26 protein-coding genes are annotated in these 24,724 nt (G+C 60.2%); 13 read left to right on the plus strand and 13 right to left on the minus strand.

Annotated features, from left to right (window positions below; all coding sequences use genetic code 11):
• Both AB1J88_RS24725 and AB1J88_RS24730 read left to right on the plus strand, forming a co-directional pair.
• A complete protein-coding gene (locus AB1J88_RS24725; RefSeq protein WP_430292160.1) occupies positions 1-816 on the plus strand; it encodes a sugar phosphate isomerase/epimerase family protein in 816 nt (271 codons plus the stop codon).
• 64 nt (positions 817-880) lie between these two features.
• The gene (locus AB1J88_RS24730) at positions 881-1,759 is read left to right on the plus strand and encodes a DMT family transporter (protein WP_430292161.1); all 879 of its coding nucleotides are present in this window, start codon (positions 881-883) and stop codon (positions 1,757-1,759) included.
• Positions 1,760-1,887: 128 nt separating this feature from the next.
• Here the strand turns inward: AB1J88_RS24730 and AB1J88_RS24735 are convergent, their stop codons facing one another.
• Entirely contained in the window at positions 1,888-3,225 is a 1,338-nt protein-coding gene (locus AB1J88_RS24735; RefSeq protein ID WP_222018262.1) for an MFS transporter, read from the minus strand.
• A 111-nt stretch (positions 3,226-3,336) separates the two neighbouring features.
• Positions 3,337-3,579, minus strand: a complete 243-nt coding sequence (locus AB1J88_RS24740) for a hypothetical protein (RefSeq protein ID WP_086792893.1) — start codon at positions 3,577-3,579, stop codon at positions 3,337-3,339.
• Here AB1J88_RS24740 and quiC point away from each other — a divergent pair.
• Positions 3,578-5,479, plus strand: coding sequence for a 3-dehydroshikimate dehydratase QuiC (quiC, locus tag AB1J88_RS24745; RefSeq protein WP_430292162.1), 1,902 nt, complete (start codon positions 3,578-3,580; stop codon positions 5,477-5,479). The two genes, AB1J88_RS24740 and quiC, sit on opposite strands and share 2 nt — an antisense overlap.
• A 102-nt stretch (positions 5,480-5,581) precedes the next feature.
• A complete protein-coding gene (locus AB1J88_RS24750) occupies positions 5,582-6,259 on the plus strand; it encodes a TetR family transcriptional regulator (protein ID WP_041065184.1) in 678 nt (225 codons plus the stop codon).
• A gap of 79 nt (positions 6,260-6,338) precedes the next feature.
• On the opposite strand, the gene AB1J88_RS24755 is transcribed toward AB1J88_RS24750, so the two are convergent.
• The 4 genes from AB1J88_RS24755 to AB1J88_RS24770 form a co-directional block, all read right to left on the minus strand.
• The gene (locus tag AB1J88_RS24755; protein ID WP_430292163.1) at positions 6,339-7,193 is read right to left on the minus strand and encodes a shikimate dehydrogenase; all 855 of its coding nucleotides are present in this window, start codon (positions 7,191-7,193) and stop codon (positions 6,339-6,341) included.
• A complete protein-coding gene (gene aroQ / locus AB1J88_RS24760; protein ID WP_025108744.1) occupies positions 7,190-7,639 on the minus strand; it encodes a type II 3-dehydroquinate dehydratase in 450 nt (149 codons plus the stop codon). The genes AB1J88_RS24755 and aroQ overlap by 4 nt, the downstream gene beginning before the upstream one ends.
• A 198-nt stretch (positions 7,640-7,837) precedes the next feature.
• Positions 7,838-8,917 carry a tRNA (uridine(54)-C5)-methyltransferase TrmA gene (gene trmA / locus AB1J88_RS24765; RefSeq protein WP_430292164.1) on the minus strand — a complete coding sequence of 360 codons (1,080 nt, stop codon included), beginning with the start codon at positions 8,915-8,917 and terminating at the stop codon, positions 7,838-7,840.
• Positions 8,914-10,209 (minus strand): NCS2 family permease, encoded by a 1,296-nt coding sequence (locus tag AB1J88_RS24770; protein ID WP_047296708.1) that lies wholly within the window; start codon positions 10,207-10,209, stop codon positions 8,914-8,916. The genes trmA and AB1J88_RS24770 overlap by 4 nt, the downstream gene beginning before the upstream one ends.
• Before the next feature lie 224 nt (positions 10,210-10,433).
• On the opposite strand from AB1J88_RS24770, the gene AB1J88_RS24775 reads away from it, so the two are divergent.
• Both AB1J88_RS24775 and AB1J88_RS24780 read left to right on the plus strand, forming a co-directional pair.
• The gene (locus tag AB1J88_RS24775; RefSeq protein ID WP_145598307.1) at positions 10,434-10,883 is read left to right on the plus strand and encodes a YolA family protein; all 450 of its coding nucleotides are present in this window, start codon (positions 10,434-10,436) and stop codon (positions 10,881-10,883) included.
• Positions 10,884-10,950: 67 nt separating this feature from the next.
• Complete coding sequence (locus AB1J88_RS24780; RefSeq protein ID WP_430292165.1) at positions 10,951-11,502, plus strand: DJ-1 family glyoxalase III; 552 nt, start codon at positions 10,951-10,953, stop codon at positions 11,500-11,502.
• A 5-nt stretch (positions 11,503-11,507) separates the two neighbouring features.
• On the opposite strand, the gene AB1J88_RS24785 is transcribed toward AB1J88_RS24780, so the two are convergent.
• The 3 genes from AB1J88_RS24785 to AB1J88_RS24795 all read right to left on the minus strand — a co-directional run bounded on the left by AB1J88_RS24785 (position 11,508) and on the right by AB1J88_RS24795 (position 13,427).
• Positions 11,508-11,795, minus strand: coding sequence for a HigA family addiction module antitoxin (locus AB1J88_RS24785; RefSeq protein WP_108183866.1), 288 nt, complete (start codon positions 11,793-11,795; stop codon positions 11,508-11,510).
• A gap of 14 nt (positions 11,796-11,809) precedes the next feature.
• Positions 11,810-12,088 carry a type II toxin-antitoxin system RelE/ParE family toxin gene (locus AB1J88_RS24790; protein WP_027612847.1) on the minus strand — a complete coding sequence of 93 codons (279 nt, stop codon included), beginning with the start codon at positions 12,086-12,088 and terminating at the stop codon, positions 11,810-11,812.
• 100 nt (positions 12,089-12,188) lie between these two features.
• Positions 12,189-13,427, minus strand: a complete 1,239-nt coding sequence (locus AB1J88_RS24795) for an MFS transporter (RefSeq protein ID WP_222018277.1) — start codon at positions 13,425-13,427, stop codon at positions 12,189-12,191.
• Positions 13,428-13,971: 544 nt separating this feature from the next.
• Between AB1J88_RS24795 and AB1J88_RS24800 the strand changes: the two genes are divergently transcribed.
• From AB1J88_RS24800 to AB1J88_RS24810, 3 genes are all read left to right on the plus strand, one after another.
• Positions 13,972-15,414 carry a cytochrome ubiquinol oxidase subunit I gene (locus AB1J88_RS24800; protein ID WP_041065206.1) on the plus strand — a complete coding sequence of 481 codons (1,443 nt, stop codon included), beginning with the start codon at positions 13,972-13,974 and terminating at the stop codon, positions 15,412-15,414.
• Positions 15,415-15,417: 3 nt separating this feature from the next.
• A complete protein-coding gene (gene cydB, locus AB1J88_RS24805) occupies positions 15,418-16,425 on the plus strand; it encodes a cytochrome d ubiquinol oxidase subunit II (protein ID WP_007963753.1) in 1,008 nt (335 codons plus the stop codon).
• A gap of 84 nt (positions 16,426-16,509) precedes the next feature.
• A complete protein-coding gene (locus AB1J88_RS24810; RefSeq protein WP_080963309.1) occupies positions 16,510-16,677 on the plus strand; it encodes a DUF2474 domain-containing protein in 168 nt (55 codons plus the stop codon).
• A gap of 75 nt (positions 16,678-16,752) precedes the next feature.
• Here AB1J88_RS24810 and AB1J88_RS24815 read toward each other — a convergent pair whose 3' ends face one another.
• Both AB1J88_RS24815 and AB1J88_RS24820 read right to left on the minus strand, forming a co-directional pair.
• Entirely contained in the window at positions 16,753-17,877 is a 1,125-nt protein-coding gene (locus AB1J88_RS24815; RefSeq protein ID WP_430292166.1) for a methyltransferase, read from the minus strand.
• Positions 17,878-18,027: 150 nt separating this feature from the next.
• The gene (locus AB1J88_RS24820) at positions 18,028-18,756 is read right to left on the minus strand and encodes a helix-turn-helix transcriptional regulator (protein WP_108183863.1); all 729 of its coding nucleotides are present in this window, start codon (positions 18,754-18,756) and stop codon (positions 18,028-18,030) included.
• 331 nt (positions 18,757-19,087) lie between these two features.
• Here AB1J88_RS24820 and AB1J88_RS24825 point away from each other — a divergent pair, with 331 nt between their 5' ends.
• Entirely contained in the window at positions 19,088-19,864 is a 777-nt protein-coding gene (locus tag AB1J88_RS24825; RefSeq protein WP_041065214.1) for a ferredoxin--NADP reductase, read from the plus strand.
• 41 nt (positions 19,865-19,905) lie between these two features.
• On the opposite strand, the gene mscL is transcribed toward AB1J88_RS24825, so the two are convergent.
• The gene (gene mscL, locus AB1J88_RS24830) at positions 19,906-20,319 is read right to left on the minus strand and encodes a large-conductance mechanosensitive channel protein MscL (RefSeq protein WP_007963760.1); all 414 of its coding nucleotides are present in this window, start codon (positions 20,317-20,319) and stop codon (positions 19,906-19,908) included.
• Positions 20,320-20,605: 286 nt separating this feature from the next.
• On the opposite strand from mscL, the gene katB reads away from it, so the two are divergent.
• Genes katB through radA form a run of 3 tightly spaced genes read left to right on the plus strand, consistent with a single transcriptional unit; the run spans position 20,606 to position 24,155 of the window.
• Positions 20,606-22,147, plus strand: a complete 1,542-nt coding sequence (katB, locus tag AB1J88_RS24835) for a catalase KatB (RefSeq protein WP_222018280.1) — start codon at positions 20,606-20,608, stop codon at positions 22,145-22,147.
• 60 nt (positions 22,148-22,207) lie between these two features.
• On the plus strand, positions 22,208-22,744 hold the full coding sequence (locus tag AB1J88_RS24840; protein WP_108183861.1) for an ankyrin repeat domain-containing protein: 537 nt from the start codon (positions 22,208-22,210) through the stop codon (positions 22,742-22,744).
• A gap of 43 nt (positions 22,745-22,787) precedes the next feature.
• A complete protein-coding gene (gene radA / locus AB1J88_RS24845) occupies positions 22,788-24,155 on the plus strand; it encodes a DNA repair protein RadA (RefSeq protein WP_003228407.1) in 1,368 nt (455 codons plus the stop codon).
• A gap of 152 nt (positions 24,156-24,307) precedes the next feature.
• Here the strand turns inward: radA and AB1J88_RS24850 are convergent, their stop codons facing one another.
• Complete coding sequence (locus tag AB1J88_RS24850; protein WP_041065221.1) at positions 24,308-24,676, minus strand: PilZ domain-containing protein; 369 nt, start codon at positions 24,674-24,676, stop codon at positions 24,308-24,310.
• Positions 24,677-24,724 lie beyond the last annotated feature (48 nt).

Genomic DNA, 24,724 nt, shown 5'->3' on the forward strand with positions numbered 1-24,724 from the left:
ATGAACGAACGAATCCTGTCCCTGGCCAGTCTCACCGTGCTCGAATTGTCGCCACCGCAAATGGTCGAGGTCGCGGCGCGTGCCGGTTACAGCCATGTCGGCCTGCGCCTGGAACCGGCGACGGCGGAGGAATATCACTTTCCGCTGGTGGCTGATGGTGATCTGCGGCGTCAGACGGTGAGGCGTTTGCGCGACACTGGCATCGCGGTGCTCGACGTGGAAATCCTGCGTCTGAAACCGCACACCGTGGTCGCCGATTTCGACAAGCTGCTGGCCGTCGGCGCGGAGTTTGGCGCCAGTGAATTACTGGTCGCCGGCAATGATCCTGACGAGCAACGGCTCACCGACAACTTTGCCGCACTGTGTGATCTGGCGGCGCCTTACGGTTTGCATCCGCATCTGGAGTTCATGCCCTGGACCGATGCGTGCAACCTCGAACAGGCGTTGCGCATCGTTGCCAATGCCGACCGGGAAAATGCTGCGGTGCTGGTCGATGCCTTTCATTTCGATCGCTCCGGCTCACGGCTGGAGGATCTGGCCAGCGTCGCACCGGCGCGCCTGCGTTATGCGCAATTGTGCGATGTGGCGGGGCCGAGACCGGCGGACATGGCCGAGATCTTGCGTCAGGCTCGCAACGAGCGGCGGTTTCCCGGCGAGGGCGATTGCGACCTGCACGGTTTGTTGCGCAGTCTGCCAGCTAATATTCCCCTGAGCCTGGAGATCCCCACGGTAAAACTGCTGGAGCAGGGCGTCAGCGGATTGCAACGAGCGCAGAGGGCGCTCGACAGGACGCGGGAATTGTTGGCGCAGTTGTAAGTCAGTGTGGGTGGCGGGGCGCCAGCGTCCCCACCACTGTTCATTTTTCCTTCAGAGATATCCAATGACCGTCAGCACCCCGCTCTCCGGTGTCAACCAACCCTTCAAGGGGATCTTGCTGATTGTCGTGGCGACCTTCCTGTTTTCCAGCCACGATGCGCTGTCGAAATACCTCTCGGGTTTCTACCCGATCGTCTTGGTGGTATGGGCGCGGTATCTGGTGCACACCTTGCTGATGGCGGGGATCTTCCTGCCACAATCGGGGCTTCGGGTGTTGCGTACCAAACGGCCGTTGTGGCAGTTGGCGCGGGCGCTGTGTCTGCTCGGCACCAGTCTGTTTTTCACCACGGCGCTGCTGTATATCCCGCTGGCCGAGGCCACGGCGGTCAACTTTCTCGCGCCGGTGCTGGTGACGGCATTGTCGGTGCCGTTGCTCAAGGAACGGGTAACGCGCGGGCAATGGATTGCGGTGATCTGTGGATTCATCGGCGTGCTGATCATCGTTCACCCGGGCGGTGAATTGTTCACTCCAGCGGTGCTGCTGCCGTTCTGCTCGGCGTTGTTTTTCTGCTTCTATCAACTGCTGACGCGCAAGCTCAGTGAGGTCGATAGCCCGACCACCAGCAACTTCTTTGCCGGTCTGTGCAACACGCTGGTGATGAGTGCACTGGTGCCGTTCTTCTGGCAGGTGCCGACGTTGACGCACGCCGCACTGATGCTGGCGCTGGGCAGTTGCGGGATGACCGCGCACCTGTTTCTGACCCAGGCGTTTCGCCATGCCGCGCCGGCATTGCTGGCGCCGTTCGGTTACTGTCAGATCGTGTTTGCCGGGTTGTTGGGTTGGGTGGTGTTCAATCACACGCCGAGCCTGTTGACGGTGATCGGCATTGTGGTGATCTGTTGCAGCGGCCTGGCGGCGGCGTGGCAGCAGAGCCGTAGGTGAGACAGAGACATAAACCCTGTGGGAGCGAGCTTGCTCGCGAAGGCGTCGTTTCAGTCGGCATCTTCAGTGACTGACTGGGCGCTTTCGCGAGCAAGCCCGCTCCCACAGGGGGACGTGGTAGGGGCCGGTTATTCGGTGACGTCAGGAATCTTGCGCGGTGCCATGAAGTACATCCAGGTCAGGGCAATGAAGTACATCGCCGGGATCAGCGTGAACAGCACCGTGTAGTTGTTGTTGGTGACGGTCAGAATGTGGCCGACGATCTGGGTCATGAACATCCCGCCAATCGCTGCGCACATGCCGCCGAAACCGAACACCGTGCTCATCATGTGCTTGGGCGTGTAGTCCATCACCAGGCTCCAGATGTTCGCGGTCCAGGCCTGATGCGCGCCGATCGCCAGGGAGATTGCCGCGACGGCGACCCACAGATTGCCCGAACCGGCGGCCATGATCACGCCGATGATGCAGCAGGCGAACAGGAACATCGACAGCAGTCGCGCCTTGATCGAGTTCATGCCGCGACCGATCAGGAACGAAGACAGAATGCCGCCACCGACGCTGCCGAAGTCGGCCGTCACGTAGATGATGATCAGCGGAATACCCATTTGGGTGACGTTGATGCCCAGGTTGTATTGCTGGTTGAGAAACGGCGGCAACCAATACAGGTAGAACCAGAACACCGGCGCGGTCAGCGAATAGGCGAGGGCGAACGCCCAGGTGCCGCGCATGCGCAGGATGCGTGAGAACGGGACGCGGGCCTGTTCCGGTTCGACTTCTTTCTGGATGTATTCCAGCTCCGACTGTTTGACGCTCGGATGGTCTTCCGGGTTGAAGTATTTCAAGCCCCAGAACAGCAGCCAGATCCCGCCCAGTGCCGACATGCACAGGAACGCTGCCTGCCAGCCCCAGACGTGGAGAATCAGCGGCAGCAGCATCGGCGTGAACATGGCGCCGACGTTGGTCCCGGCGTTGAAGATGCCGGTGGCCACCGCGCGTTCGCCGGCCGGGAACCACAGGCGCGTGGTTTTCACGCAGGCCGGGTAGTTGGCCGCTTCGGTCAGGCCGAGGATAAACCGGCAGACCATGAAGCCGACGGCCGACGTCGCCAGACCGTGGGCGCCGGTGGCCAGGCTCCAGAGCAGCACCGCGCAGAAGAACACGCGTTTCACGCCGACCCGGTCGATCAGGCGTCCCTGCAGGACGAAGCCGATCGCGTAGCCGACCTGAAACCAGAAGTTGATGTTGGCGTAATCCATCGCCGTCCAGCTCATTTCTTTGGCAAGAATGGGCTGCATGACGCCGAGGGCGGCGCGGTCGATGTAGTTCAGGGTCGTGGCGAAAAACACCAGCGCCAGCATGCCCCAACGGGTCTTGCCGACGGCCATGGCGCCGCGGATCTTGTCGCCGATGCCACCCGTGGCAGTGCTCATGGCCGGAGCCATGCGGGAAGTCTGTGAAGGAATCATTGTTCCACCCGTTTTTGAATTTGTTATGTGGTGTTGTTTGCACGCACTGCGACCGAAGGTTCATATCCGGACTCAATGTGGAGTCGATGGTGGGCAGTGGACGAAAAATCGTCAATTCGTCGAAACGCCATAGTGTTCGATAATCGCACGCAAAACTAACCGGCTGGTACACTTTAAATTGCTGTGCGCAGTCATGCAGCCAATAATTTCCCAACGATAAAAAACATCCTGTGTAGGAGCTGCCGAAGGCTGCGATCTTTTGAATTTGCTTTTCAGGACAAGGATCAAAAGATCGCAGCCTTCGGCAGCTCCTACCTTAAAGATAAGCGCGGCGAAGTCCGGGAGTAGCAACATGCAGCGTTCCATTGCCACCGTTTCCCTGAGCGGCACCCTGCCGGAAAAGCTCGAAGCCATTGCCGCCGCCGGGTTCGACGGCGTCGAGATTTTCGAGAACGATCTTCTGTATTACGACGGCAGTCCGCGGGAAATCAGGCAGATGTGCGCTGACCTGGGGATCGCCATCACGCTGTTCCAGCCGTTCCGCGATTTCGAAGGTTGCCGCCGAGATCGGCTGGCGCGCAATCTGGAGCGGGCCGAGCGCAAATTCGACCTGATGCAGGAACTGGGCACCGACCTGGTGCTGGTCTGCAGCAACGCCTCGGCAGACAGCGTCGGCGACCGGCAGATTCTGGTCGATGACCTGCGCCTGCTGGCCGAACGGGCCGGCGCGCGCGGGTTGCGCATCGGCTATGAAGCGCTGGCCTGGGGCCGGCACGTCAATACGTATCAACAGGTCTGGGACATCGTCCGCCAGGCCGATCACCCGGCCCTCGGCGTGCTGCTCGACAGCTTTCACACCTTGTCGCTGAAAGGTGATCCAGGCGCGATTGCCGACATTCCCGGCGACAAGATCTTCTTTGTGCAAATGGCCGACGCGCCGATCCTCGCCATGGATGTTCTGGAATGGAGCCGGCATTTCCGTTGCTTCCCGGGGCAGGGCGAATTCGATCTGCCGGGCTTCCTCGCGCCGATCATCCAGAGCGGTTACACCGGGCCGTTGTCGCTGGAAATTTTCAACGACGGCTTCCGCGCCGCGCCACCTCGAGCGAATGCCGCCGATGGTCTGCGTTCGCTGCTGTATCTGGAAGAGAAGACCCGTCAGCGCCTGGAGCAGCAACCGACGCCGGTGGCCAACCGCGACATCCTCTTCGAAACGCCGCCGGCCAGCGAGTACAACGGCATCGAGTTTCTCGAGTTCGCCGTCGACGAAAGCCTCGGCGCCAAACTGAGCAACTGGCTGGAGCGCCTGGGCTTCGTCAAGGCCGGGCAGCATCGCTCCAAGAGCGTGAGCCTGCTGCGTCAGGGCGATATCAACCTGATCCTCAACGCCGAACCGTATTCGTTCGGCCACAGTTTCTTTGAGGCGCACGGCCCGTCGCTGTGCGCCACCGCCGTGCGGGTCAAGGACAGCGCCAGCGCCCTGGCCCGCGCCGTCGCCTACAAGGGCCAGCCCTATCGCGGCCTGGTCGGCCCCAACGAACTGGAACTGGCCGCGGTGCGTGCACCGGACGGCAGCCTGATTTATCTGGTGGATGAAGCGGCGGATGTCTATGGCACCGACTTCAATCTGCTGCCGAACGCCCTGGCCCGTGGCGGCCTCAAGCGCATCGATCACATGGCCATGGCGTTGCCGGCCGACAGCCTCGACAGTTGGGTGCTGTTCTACAAGAGCCTGCTGGATTTCGAGGCCGACGATGAAGTGGTGCTGCCCGATCCGTACGGGCTGGTGAAGAGCCGCGCGTTGCGCAGCCGCGACAGTTCGATCCGCTTGCCGCTGAATATCTCGGAGAACCGCAACACCGCGATTTCTCACGCACTGTCGAGTTATCGCGGCTCCGGTGTGCATCACATCGCCTTCGATTGTGATGACATCTTCGCCGAAGTCAGCCGCGCCAAAGAAGCTGGTGTGCCGTTGCTGGATATCCCGCTCAACTATTACGACGACCTCGCCGCGCGCTTCGATTTCGACGACGAGTTCCTCAGCGAGCTGGCGTACTACAACGTGCTCTACGACCGCGACGCGCAGGGCGGCGAGTTGTTCCACGTGTACACCGAGCCGTTCGAGGGGCGCTTCTTCTTCGAGATCATCCAGCGTAAAAACGGCTATGCCGGTTATGGTGCGGCGAACGTCGCGGTACGTCTGGCGGCGATGGCCAAATCACGCAGCGGCGCCGTGCGTCAGGCGAAGTTGTAGGAATTTCGTAAACGCGGGATTAAACACGAGCCGCGTGGCTTCCTTCACTGTGCAGCGCGGCCCATAATCGCCAACCTGTGCAGTGATGGCCGTGAGCCCGCAATGACAATGACTTCAGAACTCCCCGCCGCCTCCGTCGTATCCGGCATCGAGCCGCGCAAGAGTCGCAAGAACAACCCGGAAAAGACCCGCGAGAACATCCTGCAGGAGGCGATCGTCGAGTTCGTCCAGCAGGGTTTGTCCGGTGCCCGCGTTGACGCGATCGCCGAGCGTATCCATACCTCCAAACGCATGATCTATTACTACTTCGGCAGTAAGGAGCAGTTGTACGTCGAGGTGCTGGAGAAGCTTTACGGCGATATCCGCAGCACCGAAAACCGCCTGCACCTCGCCGAGTTGCCGCCGGTGGTGGCGATCCGCCGACTGGTGGAGTTCACCTTCGACCACCATGACCGCAACGTCGATTTCGTGCGCATCGTCTGCATCGAAAACATCCACAACGCCGAATTCGTGAAGCGTTCCGATGCGATCAAGGCGATGAACAATACGATCCTCGATTCGCTGGGCGAGATTTTGCGCCGCGGTGCCGAGGAGGGCGTGTTCCGCGCCGGGCTCGACGCGCTGGATGTGCACTTGCTGATCAGCTCGTTCTGCTTCTACCGCGTCTCGAACCGCCACACGTTCGGTGAGATCTTTCAGATCGACCTGCCGGACGAAAGCATCAAGCAGCGTCATCGCGAGATGATCTGCGAGTCGGTGTTGCGCTACTTGCAGCCGTGACAAGCAAAAGATCGCAGCCTTCGGCAGCTCCTACACAAGGCCCTGTAGGAGCTGCCGAAGGCTGCGATCTTTTGATCTTTTAAACGTTCATGCTTTGAAAATGCGCCAGCATGCGCTGCGCATCCGGCACCACGCCGCTGAACAGCTCAAACGCCTTCACCGCTTGAAACACCGCCATGTTGCCGCCGTCCAGCGTGCGGCAACCCAAGGCGCGGGCGTTGCGCAGCAGTTCGGTTTCCAGCGGGAAGTACACGATCTCCGCGACCCACAATTCCTTGCGCAGCAACTCCACCGGCACGGGCATCCCCGGCAGTTTGGCCATGCCCATCGGCGTGGTGTTCACCAGACCATCGGCCTGGTTCAGCGTACTCGGCAGATCGTGCCCGGCCACCGCGCGACCTGAGCCGAAATGCTGGTTGAGGTTGTTCGCCAGACTCTCGGCGCGCTCGCGATCGACGTCGAAAATACTCAGTTGCTGCACGCCTTCGCTCAACAGCGCGTGGGCCACCGCCGCCCCTGCGCCACCGGCACCCATCTGTACGACACGTGCACGCGCAGCGTCTTTCAGGCCACGGCGAAAACCTTCGGCAAAACCCAGGCAGTCGGTGTTGTGGCCGATGCGTTTGCCGTCCTTGAGCACCACGGTGTTGACCGCGCCGATGCCCCGGGCTTCCGGCGACAGTTCGTCGAGCAGCGGGATGATTGCCTGCTTGCACGGGAAGGTGATGTTCAGGCCGGTGTAGTTCATCCGTTCGGCGGCCTGCAGCAAGTCGGGCAGGGCATTGCTGTCGAGTTGCAACTGATCGAGGTCGATCAGCCGATACAGATAGCGCAAGCCTTGGGCATCGCCTTCGTGTTCATGCAGGGCTGGCGTGCGCGAGGCTTGAATGCCCGCGCCGATCAGGCCAGCCAGTATTACCGGTTTACGGGTCATGCTGCGCGCCCCTTCAGTCGCTGACTGAAATGCTCCAGAGCCAGGCGATAGCCATGGCTGCCGAAGCCGCACATCACCGCCGTGGCGATGGCCGAGACAAACGAGTGGTGGCGGAATGGCTCACGCGCATGCACGTTGGACAGGTGCACTTCGATCACTGGCAACTCACTGGCGACCAAGGCGTCGCGGATCGCCACCGATGTGTGCGTCCAGGCTGCCGGGTTGATCACGATTCCGGCGCAACGGCCGCGTGCCGCATGAATCCAGTCGAGCAGTTCGCCTTCGTGATTGGTCTGGCGAAACTCCACGGCCAGGCCGAATTCTTCGGCGGCGCGCCCGCACAGGGCAGAGATATCAGCCAGGGTTTCGTGACCGTAGGTTGCCGGTTCACGGGTGCCGAGCAGGTTCAGGTTCGGGCCGTTGAGCACCAGAACGATAGGGGGCATGGGGGCAAACTCCACTTATTGTTTTTGGCTTGGGCCGAAGGTTTCAGCCTGTGGAGGTAAAATGTACCAGATGGTTACCATGGTCAATTGAACGGCGTTGCCTCCGACGTTTTATGTTCGGTGATCGCACAGATCAGGAAATCGCACCCACAAAAAAGCCGTCAATCACGACGGCTTTCTCGCATCTGGCATTGGCCATCAACGCCGGGTCAGCAACACCCCGGACTCCATGTGATGCGTCCACGGGAACTGATCGAACATCGCGCAGCGGCTGATGCGGTGCGTGTCGTGCAGTTGGGCGATGTTGGCCGCGAGGGTTTCCGGGTTGCAGGAGATGTACAGGATGTTGTCGAAGCGCCGGGTCAGCTCGCAGGTGTCCGGGTCCATGCCGGCGCGCGGCGGGTCGACAAACACACTGCCGAACTCGTAGCTCTTCAGGTCGATGCCCTGCAGGCGACGGAACGGGCGCACTTCGTTGAGTGCTTCGGTCAGCTCTTCGGCGGACAGACGTACCAGCGTGACGTTATCCACAGCGTTTTCGCTGAGGTTGCTCAGTGCGGCGTTGACCGAGGTCTTGCTGATCTCGGTGGCCAGCACGTTGCGCACGCGGGTGGCGAGCGGCAGGGTGAAGTTGCCGTTGCCGCAATACAGCTCCAGCAGATCGTCAGGACGATCGCCCAGTGCTTCGTAGGCCCAGTTGAGCATTTTCTGGTTCACCGTGCCGTTGGGCTGGGTGAACGCGCCTTCCGGCTGACGGTAGCTGAAGGTGCGACCGCCGACGTCGAGTTTCTCCACCACGTAATCGTGGCCGATGACTTCGCGCTTGCCCTTGGAACGCCCGATGACGCTGACGTTGAGATCAGCCGCCAACTTCGACGCGGCCGCATGCCAGTGCTCGTCCAGCGGACGGTGGTAGCACAGGGTGATCATCGCGTCGTCGGCCAGGGTGGTCAGGAATTCCACCTGGAACAGCTTGTGGCTCAGCGCCGCGCTGGCCTGCCACGCGGCCTTGAGCTGCGGCATCAACTGGTTGATGCGCAAGCTGGCAATCGGGAACTCTTCGATCAGGATCGGCGTGCGTTTGTCGTCCTGGGAGAACATCGCGTAGTGCCGCTCGCCGGCCTCGCGCCACAGGCGAAATTCCGCGCGTAGGCGGAAGTTCTGCAGCGGCGAGTCGAACACGGTCGGCTCTGGTGCATCGAACGGGGCCAGCAGGTCACGCAAACGCGTGACCTTGTCTTCGAGCTGAGTGGCGTAGGCCTGGGAATCGAAAGTCATGCGTTGAACCAACCCAACTTGATCACGAACAGAATCGACAGAATCACCAGCGCCGGGTTCAGCTCACGGGCGCGGCCCGACAGCAGCTTGATCACGGTCCAGGCGATGAAACCGAAGGCGATGCCGTTGGCGATCGAGTAAGTGAACGGCATCGCCAGCGCGGTGACCACGACCGGTGCGGCAACGGTGATGTCTTCCCAGTCTATTTCCGCCAGGCCCGAGGTCATCAGCACGGCGACGAACAGCAGCGCCGGTGCGGTGGCGAATGCCGGAACGCTGGCCGCCAGTGGCGAGAAGAACAGCGCCAGCAGGAACAGGATCGCCACGACGATCGCTGTCAGACCGGTACGGCCGCCGGCACTCACGCCCGCAGCGGATTCGATGTAGCTGGTGGTGGTCGAAGTACCCAGCAGCGAGCCGGCCATCGCCGCGGTGCTGTCGGCGATCAGTGCGCGACCCATTTTCGGCATGTGGCCATCCTTGCCCATCAGGCCGGCGCGTTTGGCGACGCCGATCAGGGTGCCGGAGTTGTCGAACAGGTCGACGAACAGGAAGGCGAAGATCACGCTGACCAGACCAATGTCCAGCGCGCCCTTGATGTCCAGTTGCATGAAGGTCGGGGCCAGCGAAGGTGGCATCGAGGTCACGCCGCCAAACGGAGTGAAGCCCATGGCGATGGAGATGATGGTCACTGCCAGAATGCCGATCAGCACTGCGCCGCGCACTTTCAGCGCTTCGAGGGCGACGATCAGGGCGAAGCCGAGGGTGGCGAGGATCGGCGCGGGGGCTTTCAGGTCACCGAGGCCGACCATGGTCGCCGGGTTGCTGACCACGATGCCCGCGTTGTGCAGGGCGATCAGCGCCAGGAACAGGCCGATACCGGCGGCAATCGCCGAGCGTAGCGGCAGCGGGATGCTGTTGATGATCCATTCGCGGATGCGGAAGATCGACAGCAGGAAGAAGCACACCGCCGAGATGAACACCGCGCCCAGCGCCACTTGCCAGGTGTGGCCCATGTGCAGGACCACGGTGTAAGTGAAGAAGGCGTTCAGGCCCATGCCTGGCGCGAGGGCAATCGGGTAGTTGGCGATCAGGCCCATGATGGTCGAGCCGATGGCGGCTGCCAGACAGGTGGCGACGAACACCGCGCCCTTGTCCATGCCGGTCTCGCCGAGGATGCTCGGGTTGACGAACAGAATGTAGGCCATGGCCAGGAAGGTCGTGACGCCCGCCAGAATCTCGGTCCGCACGTTGGTGTTGTGTGCCTTGAGTTGAAACAGCCTTTCCAGCATGTCTGCTCCCCGTGGCGCGCGCGGCGCCGTGAATGTATCGACCTCAACAGCAAAGCACAGACCGTCGCAAGCGCCTGGGATTTTGTGGTGGGCCGGAAAAAGCCGCGCATCATACCAGCAGCGTGAGGAATATGGCGGTTGTTGGTGCCGAACGTCGTCGAAGTTTTGTAGCAGGGTTATCTGCGCCATACTGCGCGCTGAATTTTTCGGGGAAACGCGATCAAATGGGCAAGCGCTGGATGCAGGCTTTCGGGTTAATGGCAGGGCTGATGGCCGGGCCGACGGCGGTGCTGGCAGCCTCGGCGCCACCGTTGACCGAAGTGAAAGTGATCAAGGTCCAGTCGCCGGCCTGTGGCCTGGAAGACATTGGCGATAACCAGCCGCAAACCCAATGTAATCACAGCGGCCCGAGCATCAAGGTGTATGTGCTGGAAATCGGCTATGGCCAGAACCAGCCGCATGCCACGCTGGACGGTTTTGAAGTGAATGGCACCCGGGCGCCGGTGTGCGCTTTTGATACCGGCAATCTGACCGAATGCATCCCCGGCAGCAAAACGGTCGGCTCGCTGTATACCTTCGATCTGGCTGGCAAGCAGGAAGGCACCTTCAGTTTCAGCAACACCTCGATCAACGCGCCACGCAACACGATGTCGACCCAGCTTTACATCAAGTAACGGCTGCCATCGAACAGGGCAAGGCAAAGCTGACTACGCTTTAAAGATCACTCAGCGGATGGCGCCCATGACCTTTAGAGCCCTGATTACCCTCGCCGAGGGCATCGATGATCTGCACAGCGTGACCCTGATCGACGTGCTGCGCCGCGCCGGCATTGAAGTGGTGGCGGCCAGCATCGAAGGCCGGCGCATGCTGACCTGCGCACGCGGTACGCGCCTGACGGCCGATGGCATGCTGGTCGATGTACTGGCGCAGACGTTTGACCTGATCGTCCTGCCCGGCGGGGCTGTCGGTTCTCAACATCTGGCGGCGCATCAGCCGCTGCAACAATTGCTCAAGGATCAGGCCAGCGCCGGACGCCTGTTCGCTGCCATCGGCGAAGCCCCGGCCATCGCCCTGCAAGCCGCTGGCGTATTGCGCCAGCGACGCATGACCTGCCTGCCAAGTGTCAGTCATCAACTGTCGGGCTGTACGTTTGTTGATCAACCGGTGGTGGTCGACGGCAATTGCATCACCGCCCAGGGCTCCGGCGCCGTACTGGCGTTTGCCCTGACGCTGGTCGAGCAACTTGGTGGCAAGGCGTTGCGGGCGAAAGTGGCGGGGGAGATGTTGGTGTGATGGCTTCAGGCGTGGGCAGCGATAGGCGTAATGGCGGGTTGCTCCCGATGCTCTGCTTGCCACAGATCGTAATCGGTTTGAACGCCTAGCCACACACGCGCCTTGCCGATACCTGCTCGCTCCAGCCTTACTGCCAGATCCGGGCTGATCGGTGCATGGCCGTGCAATACGCGGGAAAGATGAGGGCGGGCGAAGCCCAGATGTCGGGCCAATTCACTCACGCTGATACCTAACTCTGGCAAGACATCCATGAGCAGCGTTTCACCGGGGTGTGGCGGGTTGTGCATGGGCATGAGCCTGCCTCCTGTCAGTGGTAGTCCAGATAATCGACCAATTCGATGTCCGAACCGACAAAACGAAAGATAACCCGCCAGTTGCCTGAAACACTGAGCGACCAATATTCGGACAGTTCACCCTTCAGTGGATGCAGGCGCCAACCCGGCAGATCAAGGTCTGCGGGAAGTGCTGCGCGATCCATGAACTGCAGCATACGCGCCAGACGTTTTGCGTGATCGGCGCGAATTCCGCGGGTCGAACCTGTTTCATAGAAACCACGAAGGCCTTTGTGCTGAAAGGATTTGATCATGGCGGCGAGTGTAAGGCGATACATTACACTTTGTGCGGTAACTATGTACCGCACCTTTTCGATCAATTTGTGCTTGGCGTGTTGATTTGGCTGATGTGCCTCAGACCTTCGCCTCCTCCACCGGCACATGCATCCGGTCGCGTTTGGCCAGGGTCGGGAACAGTTTGATCCACGTCCCGGTGACTACCAGTGTGCCGATCCCGCCCATCACCACGGCTGGGACGGTGCCGAACCAGTGTGCGGTGAGGCCGGATTCGAATTCGCCCAGCTGGTTCGAGGCGCCGATGAACAGGCCGTTCACCGCGCTGACCCGACCACGCATTTCGTCTGGGGTTTCCAACTGAACGAAGGAGGCGCGGATCACCATGCTGATCATGTCCGCCGCGCCGAGCACCACCAGCACCGCCAGTGAGAACCAGAACGAGGTCGACAGGCCGAAGGCGATGGTCGCCACGCCGAAGACGCCGACGGCGGTGAACATCACGCGCCCGACATTGCGCTCGACGGCGAATCGCGCCAGAAACAGCGACATCCCCAGCGCGCCGACTGCCGGCGCCGAACGCAGCAGGCCCAGGCCCCACGGCCCGGTGAGCAGAATGTCCTTGGCGAACACCGGCAGCAACGCGGTGGCGCCGCCGAGCAGCACGGCGAACAAGTCCAGCGAGATCGCCCCGAGGATGTCCGGGCGGCTGCGAATGAAACGGATGCCCGCCAGCAACGAGTCGAGCGTGGCTTTGCCTTTGTTCAGTGGCGTTTGTCGGGCAGGCAGGTTGAGCATCAAGGTGCAGGCGATGACATAGAGCAATACCGTCGGGCCGTAAACCCAGACGCTGCCGAACGCGTAAAGCAAGCCACCGAGGGCCGGGGCGACGATGGTGGCTGACTGTTGAGCCGATTGAGCTGCGGCGACCGCCCGTGGAAACAGGGCGCTGGGCACGATACTTGGCAGCAGCGCCTGGGTCGTCGGCATCTCGAAGGAGCGTGCGGCACCGAGCAAGAAGGCGAGGATAAAGATCATTTCCCGGGTGACGTGGTCGGTCGCACTGCCGATGGCCAGTGCCAGGGCAATCAACGCCTGCAACGACTGACAGATCGCCGCGACCCGGCGCCGGTCATAGCGGTCGGCGACGTGACCGGTGTGCAGCATGAACAGCACCCGTGGCGCGAATTCCACCAGACCGACCAGACCCAGGTCGAGCACGTTGCCGGTCAACTGATACAGATTCCAGCCGATCGCCACCGTGAGCATCTGAAAGCCACTGGCGGTGAAGATCCGGGCGAACCAGAACGCAAGAAATGGACGATGGTGACGTAACAGCAGGGGCTCTTGGCTGGGCATCTGAAGGCAGGTCTGGCTCGGGGCGGAACGGTGAGGTTATCACCAGTCTGTAACAGGAAGTTGCCATGGCGAAAAATTTAGTTAGCCAGACATCTATCTCCGGACTGGATGCCGATCCCCCTGTGGCGAGGGGATTCATCCCCGATCGACTGCGTAGCAGTCGTAAAAACTGCCGACACGACCAAAAGGCAGTGTGTATAGGAGGGGGGCTGCTTCGCCGCCCATCGGGGATGAATCCCCTCCCTACAGGTCGTGCCGCTCTGGGGGATGTATTTCAGAGCGTTACTCAGGCGCTGAGGCAACTTGTCACGCGGCAAACGACCACGCCGTTCTTCGTCGGAAATGGGACTACTCTTTTAACGTTGCTTGATCCAGATCAAGACCCTCCCGGGCCATGGTCTGGTGGCCCGACGGCCAGACTCCCTGCGTTGCGATGGTTATTAAAAAAGAACGAATCAGAATTCGCCGCACTCGATATCCGTGGGGGCAGTAGGTGCAGGGGCCACAAGCCCCATCGCCGGTATTACCTGACAGAGGAAGACTTATGTTCGGTTTAGAGGCGCTCGATCTCGCCCGAATTCAGTTCGCATTCACCATCTCGTTCCACATCCTGTTCCCGGCCATCACCATTGGTCTGGCGAGCTACCTGGCGGTGCTCGAAGGGCTGTGGTTGAAAACCCATAATGACACCTACCGAGACCTGTACCACTTCTGGTCGAAGATCTTTGCCGTCAACTTCGGCATGGGTGTGGTCTCTGGTCTGGTCATGGCCTACCAGTTTGGTACCAACTGGAGCCGTTTCTCGGACTTCGCCGGTTCCGTCACCGGACCGTTGCTGACCTACGAGGTGCTCACCGCGTTCTTCCTCGAGGCCGGTTTCCTCGGGGTGATGCTGTTCGGCTGGAACAAGGTCGGACGAAAACTGCACTTTTTCTCCACGGTGATGGTGGCGATCGGCACGCTGATCTCGACGTTCTGGATTCTCGCGTCCAACAGCTGGATGCAGACGCCGCAAGGCTTCGAGATCGTCAACGGTCAAGTGATCCCGACCGACTGGCTGGCCATCGTGTTCAACCCGTCGTTCCCGTATCGCCTGATGCACATGGCGACGGCGGCGTTCGTCGCCACGGCGTTCTTCGTCGGCTCGTCAGCGGCCTGGCACTTGCTGCGCGGCAGGGACAACCCGGCGATCCGCACCATGCTGTCGATGGCGATGTGGATGGCACTGATCGTCGCGCCGATCCAGGCCGTGATCGGCGACTTCCACGGCCTCAACACCCTTGAGCACCAGCCGGCAAAAATCGCCGCAATCGAAGGCCATTGGGAAAATAAAGGCAACGAAGCGACGCCGTTGATCCTGTTCGGCTGGCCGGACATGAAAGAAGAGAAAACCAAATTCGCCGTGGAGATCCCGTACCTCGGCAGCCTGATCCTGACCCACTCGCTGGACAAGCAGGTGCCGGCGCTCAAGGAGTTCCCGCCAGAAGACCGGCCGAACTCGACCATCGTGTTCTGGTCGTTCCGGGTCATGGTCGGCCTCGGTTTCCTGATGATCTTTACCGGTCTGTGGAGCCTGTGGCTGCGCAAGCGCGACACGCTCTACACCTCACGCCCGTTCCTGTATCTGGCGTTGTGGATGGGGCCGTCCGGCCTGATCGCGATCCTCGCCGGCTGGTTCACCACCGAAATCGGTCGTCAACCGTGGGTGGTCTACGGGCTGATGCGCACGGCGGATGCGTCCTCCAATCACAGCTTCATGCAGATGAGCATCACCCTGATCATGTTCGTTGTGGTGTATTTCGCGCTGTTCGGTGCGGGGCTCGGTTACATGATGCGCCTGGTGCGCAAAGGGCCGAAAACCGACGAAGGCAAGGAGACCAACGAAGGTGGTCCCGGCCAGAAACGCACCCCGGCGCGTCCGTTGTCCGCCGCCGATGACGAAGGCGCCGACGCTGACTCGCCGCGCAGCCTGGAAAAGGAGATTTGACTCATGGGTATTGATCTTCCGCTGATCTGGGCCGTGATCATCATCTTCGGCATCATGATGTACGTGGTCATGGACGGTTTCGACCTGGGGATCGGGATTCTCTTCCCGTTCATCCCGGGCAAGACCGACCGTGACGTGATGATGAACACTGTCGCCCCAGTGTGGGACGGCAATGAAACCTGGCTGGTATTGGGCGGCGCGGCGTTGTTTGGCGCTTTCCCGCTGGCCTATTCGGTGGTGCTGTCGGCGCTGTACTTGCCGCTGATTTTCATGCTGATCGGGCTGATTTTCCGCGGCGTGGCATTCGAGTTCCGCTTCAAGGCCAAGGACGACAAACGTCACCTGTGGGACAAGGCGTTCATCGGCGGTTCGGTGGCGGCGACGTTCTTCCAGGGCGTGGCACTCGGGGCGTTCATCGACGGCTTGCCGGTGGTCAATCGGCAATACGCCGGCGGTTCACTGGACTGGCTGACACCGTTCACCCTGTTCTGCGGCGCCGCGCTGGTGGTGGCCTATGCCTTGCTCGGCTGCACTTGGCTGATCATGAAGACCGAAGGCAAGTTGCAGGAGCAGATGCACAACCTGGCGCGGCCGCTGGCGTTCGTGCTGCTGGCCGTAATCGGTATCGTCAGCCTGTGGACGCCGCTGGCCCACCCGGAAATCGCCACTCGCTGGTTCAGCATGCCGAACCTGTTCTGGTTCATGCCGGTGCCGATTCTGGTGCTGGTCACCTTGTACGGGCTGATCCGCGCGGTGGCGCGCAACGCCAACTACATGCCGTTCCTGCTGACCCTGGTGCTGATTTTCCTCGGCTACAGCGGTCTGGGCATCAGTTTGTGGCCGAACATCGTGCCGCCGTCGATCTCGATCTGGGACGCCGCCGCACCGCCGCAAAGCCAGGGCTTCATGCTGGTCGGTACGCTGTTCATCATCCCGTTCATCCTGGGTTACACCTTCTGGAGCTACTACGTGTTCCGCGGCAAGGTCACCCATGAAGACGGTTACCACTAGACTGCCGCCCCGCACACCTGTGGGAGCGAACCTGCTCGCGATGGCGTCCCTGGCGACGCCATCGCCTGATGGAGGAACGATGCAATGAACGGCAAACATTCCCTGCACGAGATTGAAGAAGCCGAAAAAAAGCCGCTGTGGCAGCGGCTCGGCTGGTTGGCCCTGATCTGGATCGGTAGCGTCGGCGCGTTGTTCATTGCCGCCAGTCTGATGCGCCTGTTCATGAGCGCGGCCGGCCTGACCACACACTGAGACATCCCGTCCCGTTGCCCTTGGGCACGGTTTTATGACCCTCTGTACCGCGGAGGGTTTTTTTTGCCTGATGCTTTACTTGCGGGCTTTGAGAATCACGAATTTCGGCGTGGCCGCCACTTGCTCAACGCCACGGAACAGTCGCGCCAGCTTGCTGTGATAACCCAGGTGCCGGTTGCCGACGATGTACAGCGCACCGCCCACCACCAGCGCCTCGCGGGCCTGCTGGAACATGCGCCAGGCGAGGAAATCGCCGACCACTTGCTGCTGATGGAACGGCGGATTGCACAACACCACGTCCAGCGATTGCGGCTCCTGCCCGGCCAGACCATCGCCGGCGCGCACGATCACTTCGCGCTCGCCGAGCGCGGCGCGCCAGTTTTGCGCAGCCGATTGCACGGCCATGAACGATTCGTCGACCAGCGTGTAGTGTGCGTCAGGGTTGTGCAGAGCACTGGCGATGGCCAGTACGCCGTTACCGCAGCCAAGGTCGGCGACCCGGGCGCTGCCGAGGTTTTTGGGCAGGTGCGGGAGAAAGGCCCGGGTGCCGATATCCAGACCTTCACGGCAGAACACGTTGGCGTGGTTGAGCAACTCGATGGCCGGCTCGTCGAGCTGGTAGCGCGACGGGTAGGGCGAGGTCGCCGGGGCTTTGGCCTCGGGCGTCGCGATCAGCAGGCGAGCCTTTTTTACCGCCAGTGAAGCGTGTACCGGGCCGATGTAACGCTCCAGCAGATCACCGGCGGCGCGCGGCAAGTGTTTGACCATGGCCGCTGCCACCACTTCGGCGCCGGGGGCCAGTTGCCCTTGCAGACGGATCAGTTGCTCTTCCAGCAGTGCGAGCGTCTTGGGGACGCGGATCAACACCTTGTCGAACGGCCCGGTCAACGGCTCACTCGCCGCAACGCCGCGCACCGCATCGAATGGCAGTCCGTTGCGTACCAGATTCTTTTCCAGACCCTGGAACGCGAGAAACGAATCGCCGCTGCTGCTGACCTGAACCTTGCCCGCCAGGCTCGCTGCCAAGGCCCCGAAGCTGTCATTGAGTACCAATACCCGAGTGTCTGCGGCCGGTTGTTGCGCGGCCAGATGATTGAGCAGGTACTCGTCAGCCGCGTCGAAGGCTTGCAGAGGTTCATTCTGCTGCTCGGGCTGGCGGATCAGGTCGAGTTGGGCAAAGGGCGTGTCGAGCAAAGGCATGGGGCGGGGACTCTGGATAATCAACGGGTGGCCCGCGGCCAAGGGAATGTGCGGCGGAACCGTCCGAGTGCAATACGACGTCACTGCTCACGTCATCACTCGGGAAGGCCTCAAATGGTACGTTTTTTTCTGTTGAAATACCCGTGGCTTTTAGGCGGAGGGGGCGTCGAGAAGGCCGCAGCGGCTGGCGGCGATGACGGCGGAGATTTTGTTGCAGACGTTCAGTTTGATAATTACGTTTTGCACGTGGTAATTCACGGTTCGTTCGCTCAGGCAGAGGATCCTGGCGATTTCATAGGCTGTTTTGCCGAGCGCCGAGAGCTTCAGCACTTCCAGTTCCCGCGGTGAAAGGTGCGGTTGTTGGGGTTTTTTCGGGGCTGTGGGCAGGGTTCTGGCAAACAGATCACTCAGATGACTGGTCGCGTAAAACATGTAGCCAAAATGCTCGTACAACTCGAGCGGGCTCAGAGGACCATTTTTCCTGACAAGGCTGAGTGTGCTGCACAGCCCGCTGGCTTCATGGTGAAACGACTGGGACCAACCGTGGCGCAATCCATGCTCCTGTTGCGCGTCCCACAACTGTGGAGTCGGCGCAAACAACTTTTCGGTCCAGACAATCGGCAGCATTGACTGGTTGCAGTGTATGACTACCGGGTCAACTTTGCTGTAGCTTTTCTGTTCATAGAGATTATTCCATTCTTTGGGATAGTTATTGATTTGCAAGGCTTTAAAGTCAGCGGTCCGATTGTTTGATGTCAAAGAGATGGCACAAAAGTTGAAGCCTATGTTTTGAGCGAATCTCAGCAGGATCGGATAAGCGGTCTCTATTTCTCTCGCGAAAGTCAGTTGCTTTAATTGCGACTCCTTCCACATTTCCATCACAAACTCTCCGTGAGTCGTTTTACGCGCTGGGCTGTTTGGATCCAATGAATCCATCACGCAATCGAGTGTAGGATATGTCCTACAGTTGGCGTTGAACTTTTTTGCTCTTTGCAGAGAAGTTTGATTGCAAGAATGTTATTAGTCCGGAGTAGAGCGTTGTATTCAAGGTGTCATTCAATTTCAGATTGAGATATGAAAGTTTCTCCATTGGTTGTATCTGAGTTTGTTTCTCATTGGCTTCGCTAAATGAAAAGACATTACAAAAACAGTGGTGTTTACAGTGTCAGTTTGCGCGAAACTGTCTGGGTTCTTTACAGTGGAGTGGCCCATGACTGTCAGTGCAGAAAAGTTTACTGCCCAGACCTTGCTCGACGTGCAGCCCTTGACCCCCAGCCTGTTCACTTTGCGCACCACGCGCGATACGGGTTTCAGGTTCCGCGCAGGACAATTCGCCCGCCTGGGCGTGACCAAGGCGGATGGCAGCACGGTGTGGCGTGCCTACTCGATGGTTTCTTCACCCTTCGACGAGTTTCTCGAGTTCTTCTCTATTGTGGTGCCGGGTGGCGAATTCACCAGTGAACTGAGCCGGTTGCAGGTCGGCGATACCGTGCTGGTGGAGCGCCAGGCCTTTGGATACCTGACGCTGGATCGTTTTGTCGACGGCCGGGATCTGTGGTTGTTATCCACAGGGACCGGCGTGGCGCCGTTTCTGTCGATCCTGCAGGACTTCGAAGTGTGGGAGCGTTTCGAGCGAATTATTCTGGTGTACAGCGTGCGCGAGGCAAGGGAGCTGGCCTATCAATCATTGATCGCTGAGCTTTCCACACGTGATTACCTGGCAGAGCATGCCCATAAATTACGGTTTATCCCCACGGTTACCCGCGAACGCTGGCCTGGTGCCTTGCACGGTCGCATCACCACGTTGATCGAAAGCGGCGAACTGGAACGTGAGGCCGGCGTGGAACTGACCCCCGAGCACTCGCGCGTCATGCTGTGCGGCAATCCGCAGATGATCGATGACACCCGCGCGTTGTTGAAGAAACGCCACATGAGCCTGAGCCTGGCGCGGCGGCCCGGTCAGGTGGCGGTGGAAAATTACTGGTAAAAAAACGGCGCCATCAGGCGCCGTTTTCATTCATGAAGCCGTCAAGGCCGATTGTTCTGCGCCTTGAGCAGATCGCGGATCTCGCCGAGCAACTCTTCTTCTTTGGTTGGAACCGGCGGCAGGGAAGGGGCCACGGCTTCTTCGCGTTTCAGGCGGTTGATGGCTTTCACACCCATGAAGATCGCAAAGGCGACGATCACGAAGTCCAGAATGCTCTGAATGAATTTACCGTAAGCCAGTACCACGGCTGGGGCGTTGCCCTCGGCGGCTTTCAGCGTGATGGCCAGATCACTGAAGTCCACCCCACCGATCAACAGGCCGATTGGCGGCATGATCACGTCGCCGACAAACGATGAAACGATTTTGCCGAAGGCTGCACCGATGATGATACCGACGGCCATGTCGACCACATTGCCTTTGACCGCGAAGGCCTTGAACTCACTTAGCACGCCCATAGGTTATTTCCTTGTTACAGATGAGGTTGGTGTACGCAGTGTAAATCAGCAAAACGCGTCCTGCGCGAAACACCTTCTTACAATGCCCGTTTTTATCGACACATGAATCAACGATTAGTTTGCAAAGTGCCACTAATCGCGCGCGAAATACGCCGTAAATCGCTGATCACAAAGCCATTTTTTTCAATCGTCGAGTTACGAACTTTCTATTTATGTTCACCGCCATAGCCCTCTAGCCTCTGGTTTGCGCACCTGGATGCGCCCAAAAAAACCAGAGGAACCTGATATGAACTCCACTCTTGGACTGGGGGCTTTTCCCCATCGCCGTACTTTCGGCGTGCTGGCCGCCAGCTTGCTGACTTTCTCCGTGCACGCTGCACCCCTGACCCGTGATAACGGTGCCGCGGTCGGCGACAACCAGAATTCGCAGACCGCCGGTGCCACCGGCCCGGTGTTGCTGCAGGATGTGCAACTGATCCAGAAGCTTCAGCGTTTTGACCGTGAGCGCATTCCCGAGCGCGTGGTGCATGCCCGCGGCACCGGGGCTCACGGGACCTTCACCGTGACCAACGACCTCAGCGATTTGAGCAAGGCCAAAGTATTCGCCGCTGGCCAGGTCACACCGGTGTTCGTGCGTTTCTCCGCCGTGGTGCACGGCAACCACTCCCCGGAAACCCTGCGCGATCCACGGGGTTTTGCCACCAAGTTCTACACCGCCGATGGCAACTGGGATCTGGTGGGCAACAACTTCCCGACCTTCTTCATCCGCGATGCGATCAAGTTCCCGGACATGGTTCACGCCTTCAAGCCCGATCCACGTACCAACCTGGACGATGACTCGCGTCGTTTCGACTTCTTCTCCCACGTACCGGAAGCCACTCGCACGCTGACCGAGTTGTATTCCAATTCGGGTACTCCAGCCAGTTATCGGGAGATGGACGGTAATGGCGTGCATGCCTACAAGTTGGTGAACGCCAAAGGTGAAGTGCACTATGTGAAGTTTCACTGGAAAAGTTTGCAGGGCATCAAAAACCTGACACCTGAACAAGTCGAGAAAGTTCAGGGCAAGGATTACAGTCATATGACTAATGATCTGGTCACCCATATTAACAAGGGCGATTTTCCGAAATGGGACTTGTACATCCAAGTGCTAAATCCGCAAGATTTGTCCAAGTTTGATTTCGATCCATTGGACGCTACCAAGATCTGGCCAAATGTTCCTGAGCGAAAAGTTGGACAAATGGTGTTGAACCGTAATCCGGCCAACGTGTTCCAGGAAACCGAACAAGTTGCGATGGCCCCGGCCAATGTTGTGCCGGGTATCGAACCTTCGGAAGATCGTCTGTTGCAAGGCCGAGTGTTTTCTTATGCCGATACGCAAATGTATCGTCTGGGAGCCAATGCTCTGCAGTTGCCGATCAATGCGCCCAAAGTTGCCGTCAATAATGGCAATCAGGACGGTGCGATGAACTTCGCAGCCACGCAGTCTGGCGTGAACTATCAGCCAAGCCGCCTGCAACCGCGTGAAGAGCCGCAAAGCGCGCGTTACAGCCAGCTGGCGCTGTCCGGCAGCACCCAGCAGGCGAAGATTCAGCGCGAGCAGAACTTCAAGCAGGCCGGTGATCTGTACCGCTCGTTCAGCCAGCAGGAACGTCAGGACCTGATTGCCAGCTTCGGCGGCTCGTTGGCCACCACCGATGACGAGAGCAAGCACATCATCCTGTCCTTCCTTTATAAGGCCGATCCGGAATACGGCACTGGCGTGACCAAAGTGGCCAAGGGTGACCTGAGCCGGGTCAAGGCGCTGGCAGCGAAACTGGTCGACTGATCTCGACGCCATGCAACGCGGGGCCTGATGCAGGCCCCGTTCTGCTCAAGGAGAAGGCTGATGCGATTTTGTCTGTTATTGCTGCTCGGTTGCCTGTCATGTACAGCGCTGGCCGAACAGAACCCCGAGGCGATCAAGGCCCAGTTGCAGGATTACTATTTCGATGCGGCCCGGCGTGGTGATGTGCCGATGCTCGAGACCTTCATCGAGTCCGGTTATTCCCTCGATACCCGCGACAGCAAGGGCTACACCGCACTGATTCTGGCGGCGTATCACGGCCAGGGGACGGCAGTTGAGCGACTGCTGGCGGCGGGGGCTGATGCCTGTGCGCAGGATCAACGCGGCAATACGGCGCTGATGGGCGCGATCTTCAAGGGCGAGATGCAGATTGCCCGACGGTTGATGGCCACCGATTGCAGCCCCGATCAGCGCAACGGCGCCGGCCAGACTGCGGCGATGTACGCCGGGTTGTTCAAGCGCATCGAGCTGCTCGACGCGCTCAAGGCCAAGGGCGCCGACCTCAATGCCGAGGATCCGCTGGGCAATAGCGCCGCGCGTCTGGCCAACGGCGAAATCCGCACCGCCGTGCCGCGCTGAGCGGTGGCTGCGTTATCATCGCGGTTTTTGCCGGGGGATCCAGATGGCCAAGGCCAAGCGCATGTACGGCTGCACCGAATGCGGCGCAACCTTTCCCAAATGGGCGGGCCAGTGCGGCGAGTGCGGCGCCTGGAATACCCTGACCGAAACCATGATCGAGAGCGGCGGCGCCACGGCGCCCACCGGGCGTACCGGCTGGGCCGGGCAGCAGGCGCAGATCAAGACCCTGGCCGAAGTCAGCATCGAAGAGATTCCGCGTTTCTCTACCGCGTCCGGTGAGCTGGACCGGGTCCTGGGTGGCGGTCTGGTCGACGGCTCGGTGGTATTGATCGGCGGTGACCCGGGCATCGGCAAGTCGACGATCCTGTTGCAGACACTGTGCAACCTCGCCAAGAGCATGCCGGCGCTGTACGTCACCGGCGAAGAATCGCAGCAACAAGTGGCCATGCGTGCCCGCCGTCTCGGACTGCCGCAGGATCAACTGCGGGTGATGACCGAAACCTGCATCGAAACCATCATCGCCACCGCCCGCCAGGAAAAACCCAAGGTGATGGTGATCGACTCGATCCAGACCATTTTCACCGAACAGCTGCAATCAGCGCCGGGTGGCGTCTCGCAGGTGCGTGAGAGTGCGGCGTTGCTGGTGCGGTATGCCAAGCAGAGCGGCACGGCGATTTTCCTCGTCGGCCACGTCACCAAGGAAGGCGCGCTCGCCGGCCCGCGAGTCCTGGAGCACATGGTCGATACCGTGCTGTATTTCGAAGGCGAATCGGACGGGCGTTTGCGCTTGCTGCGGGCGGTGAAAAACCGTTTCGGCGCGGTCAACGAACTCGGCGTCTTCGGCATGACCGACAAGGGCCTGAAAGAAGTCTCCAACCCGTCGGCGATTTTTCTCACCCGTGCCCAAGAGGAAGTCCCGGGCAGTGTGGTCATGGCCACGTGGGAAGGCACGCGGCCGATGCTGGTGGAAGTGCAGGCGCTGGTCGATGACAGTCATCTGGCCAACCCGCGCCGGGTCACCCTGGGTCTGGACCAGAATCGTCTGGCGATGTTGCTGGCGGTATTGCATCGGCACGGCGGCATCCCGACCCACGATCAGGACGTGTTCCTCAACGTGGTCGGCGGGGTGAAGGTGCTGGAAACCGCGTCCGACCTGGCGTTGATGGCGGCGGTGATGTCGAGCCTGCGCAACCGGCCGCTGCCGCATGATCTGCTGGTGTTTGGCGAGGTCGGTTTGTCCGGCGAGGTACGCCCGGTGCCGAGCGGTCAGGAGCGCTTGAAGGAAGCGGCCAAGCATGGCTTCAAACGCGCAATTGTGCCCAAAGGCAATGCGCCGAAAGAGGCGCCGGCGGGACTGCAGATCATTGCCGTGACCCGGTTGGAGCAGGCGCTCGACGCACTGTTCGAATAGCTGCCATTCCCTTGATTGAATGAAAACCTGTGGTGAGGGGATTTATCCCCGATGGGCTGCGCAGCAGACCCGGATTTATCGGGGCCGCTCCGTGCCCCATCGGGGATAAATCCCCTCACCACAAGAGTGTTCCCACAGGTTGATTTTGGGGGCTAGATTTCGATCAGAGCGCCCAGTTCGCGCTCCAGTTCGGCCTCATCCGCCAGATTCAGTTCGATCAACCGCCGCAAGCGCTGGATCGATTCCAGGCTGATATGCCGGCAGACAAACCCCAGTTGCCCGTGATCCTCATGGGCCAGATGCACATCCATTTGAATATCCACGTCATCGCTCAGATGAATGTCGACGAAGAAATCCTGCTCCTTATCCCCGAGCCAAGGCTCCGGCCGTTCGATCAGCAGCCCCTTGAGGGACAGATCGATCAACTTCACCGGCCAGATGAATTGGCCCTGACTCAGCTCGGTTCTGGCATCGAACGCAATACGTTTGAAGCGACGGCGATTGGCTGGTTGTTCGCTCATGGCGCAATCCTCGGAAGCGTTCGCTGACTATAGACCCGACCGGCGGGT

The sequence above is a fragment of the Pseudomonas sp. S8 genome, from assembly GCF_050473925.1.
GTDB lineage: Bacteria > Pseudomonadota > Gammaproteobacteria > Pseudomonadales > Pseudomonadaceae > Aquipseudomonas > Aquipseudomonas parakoreensis.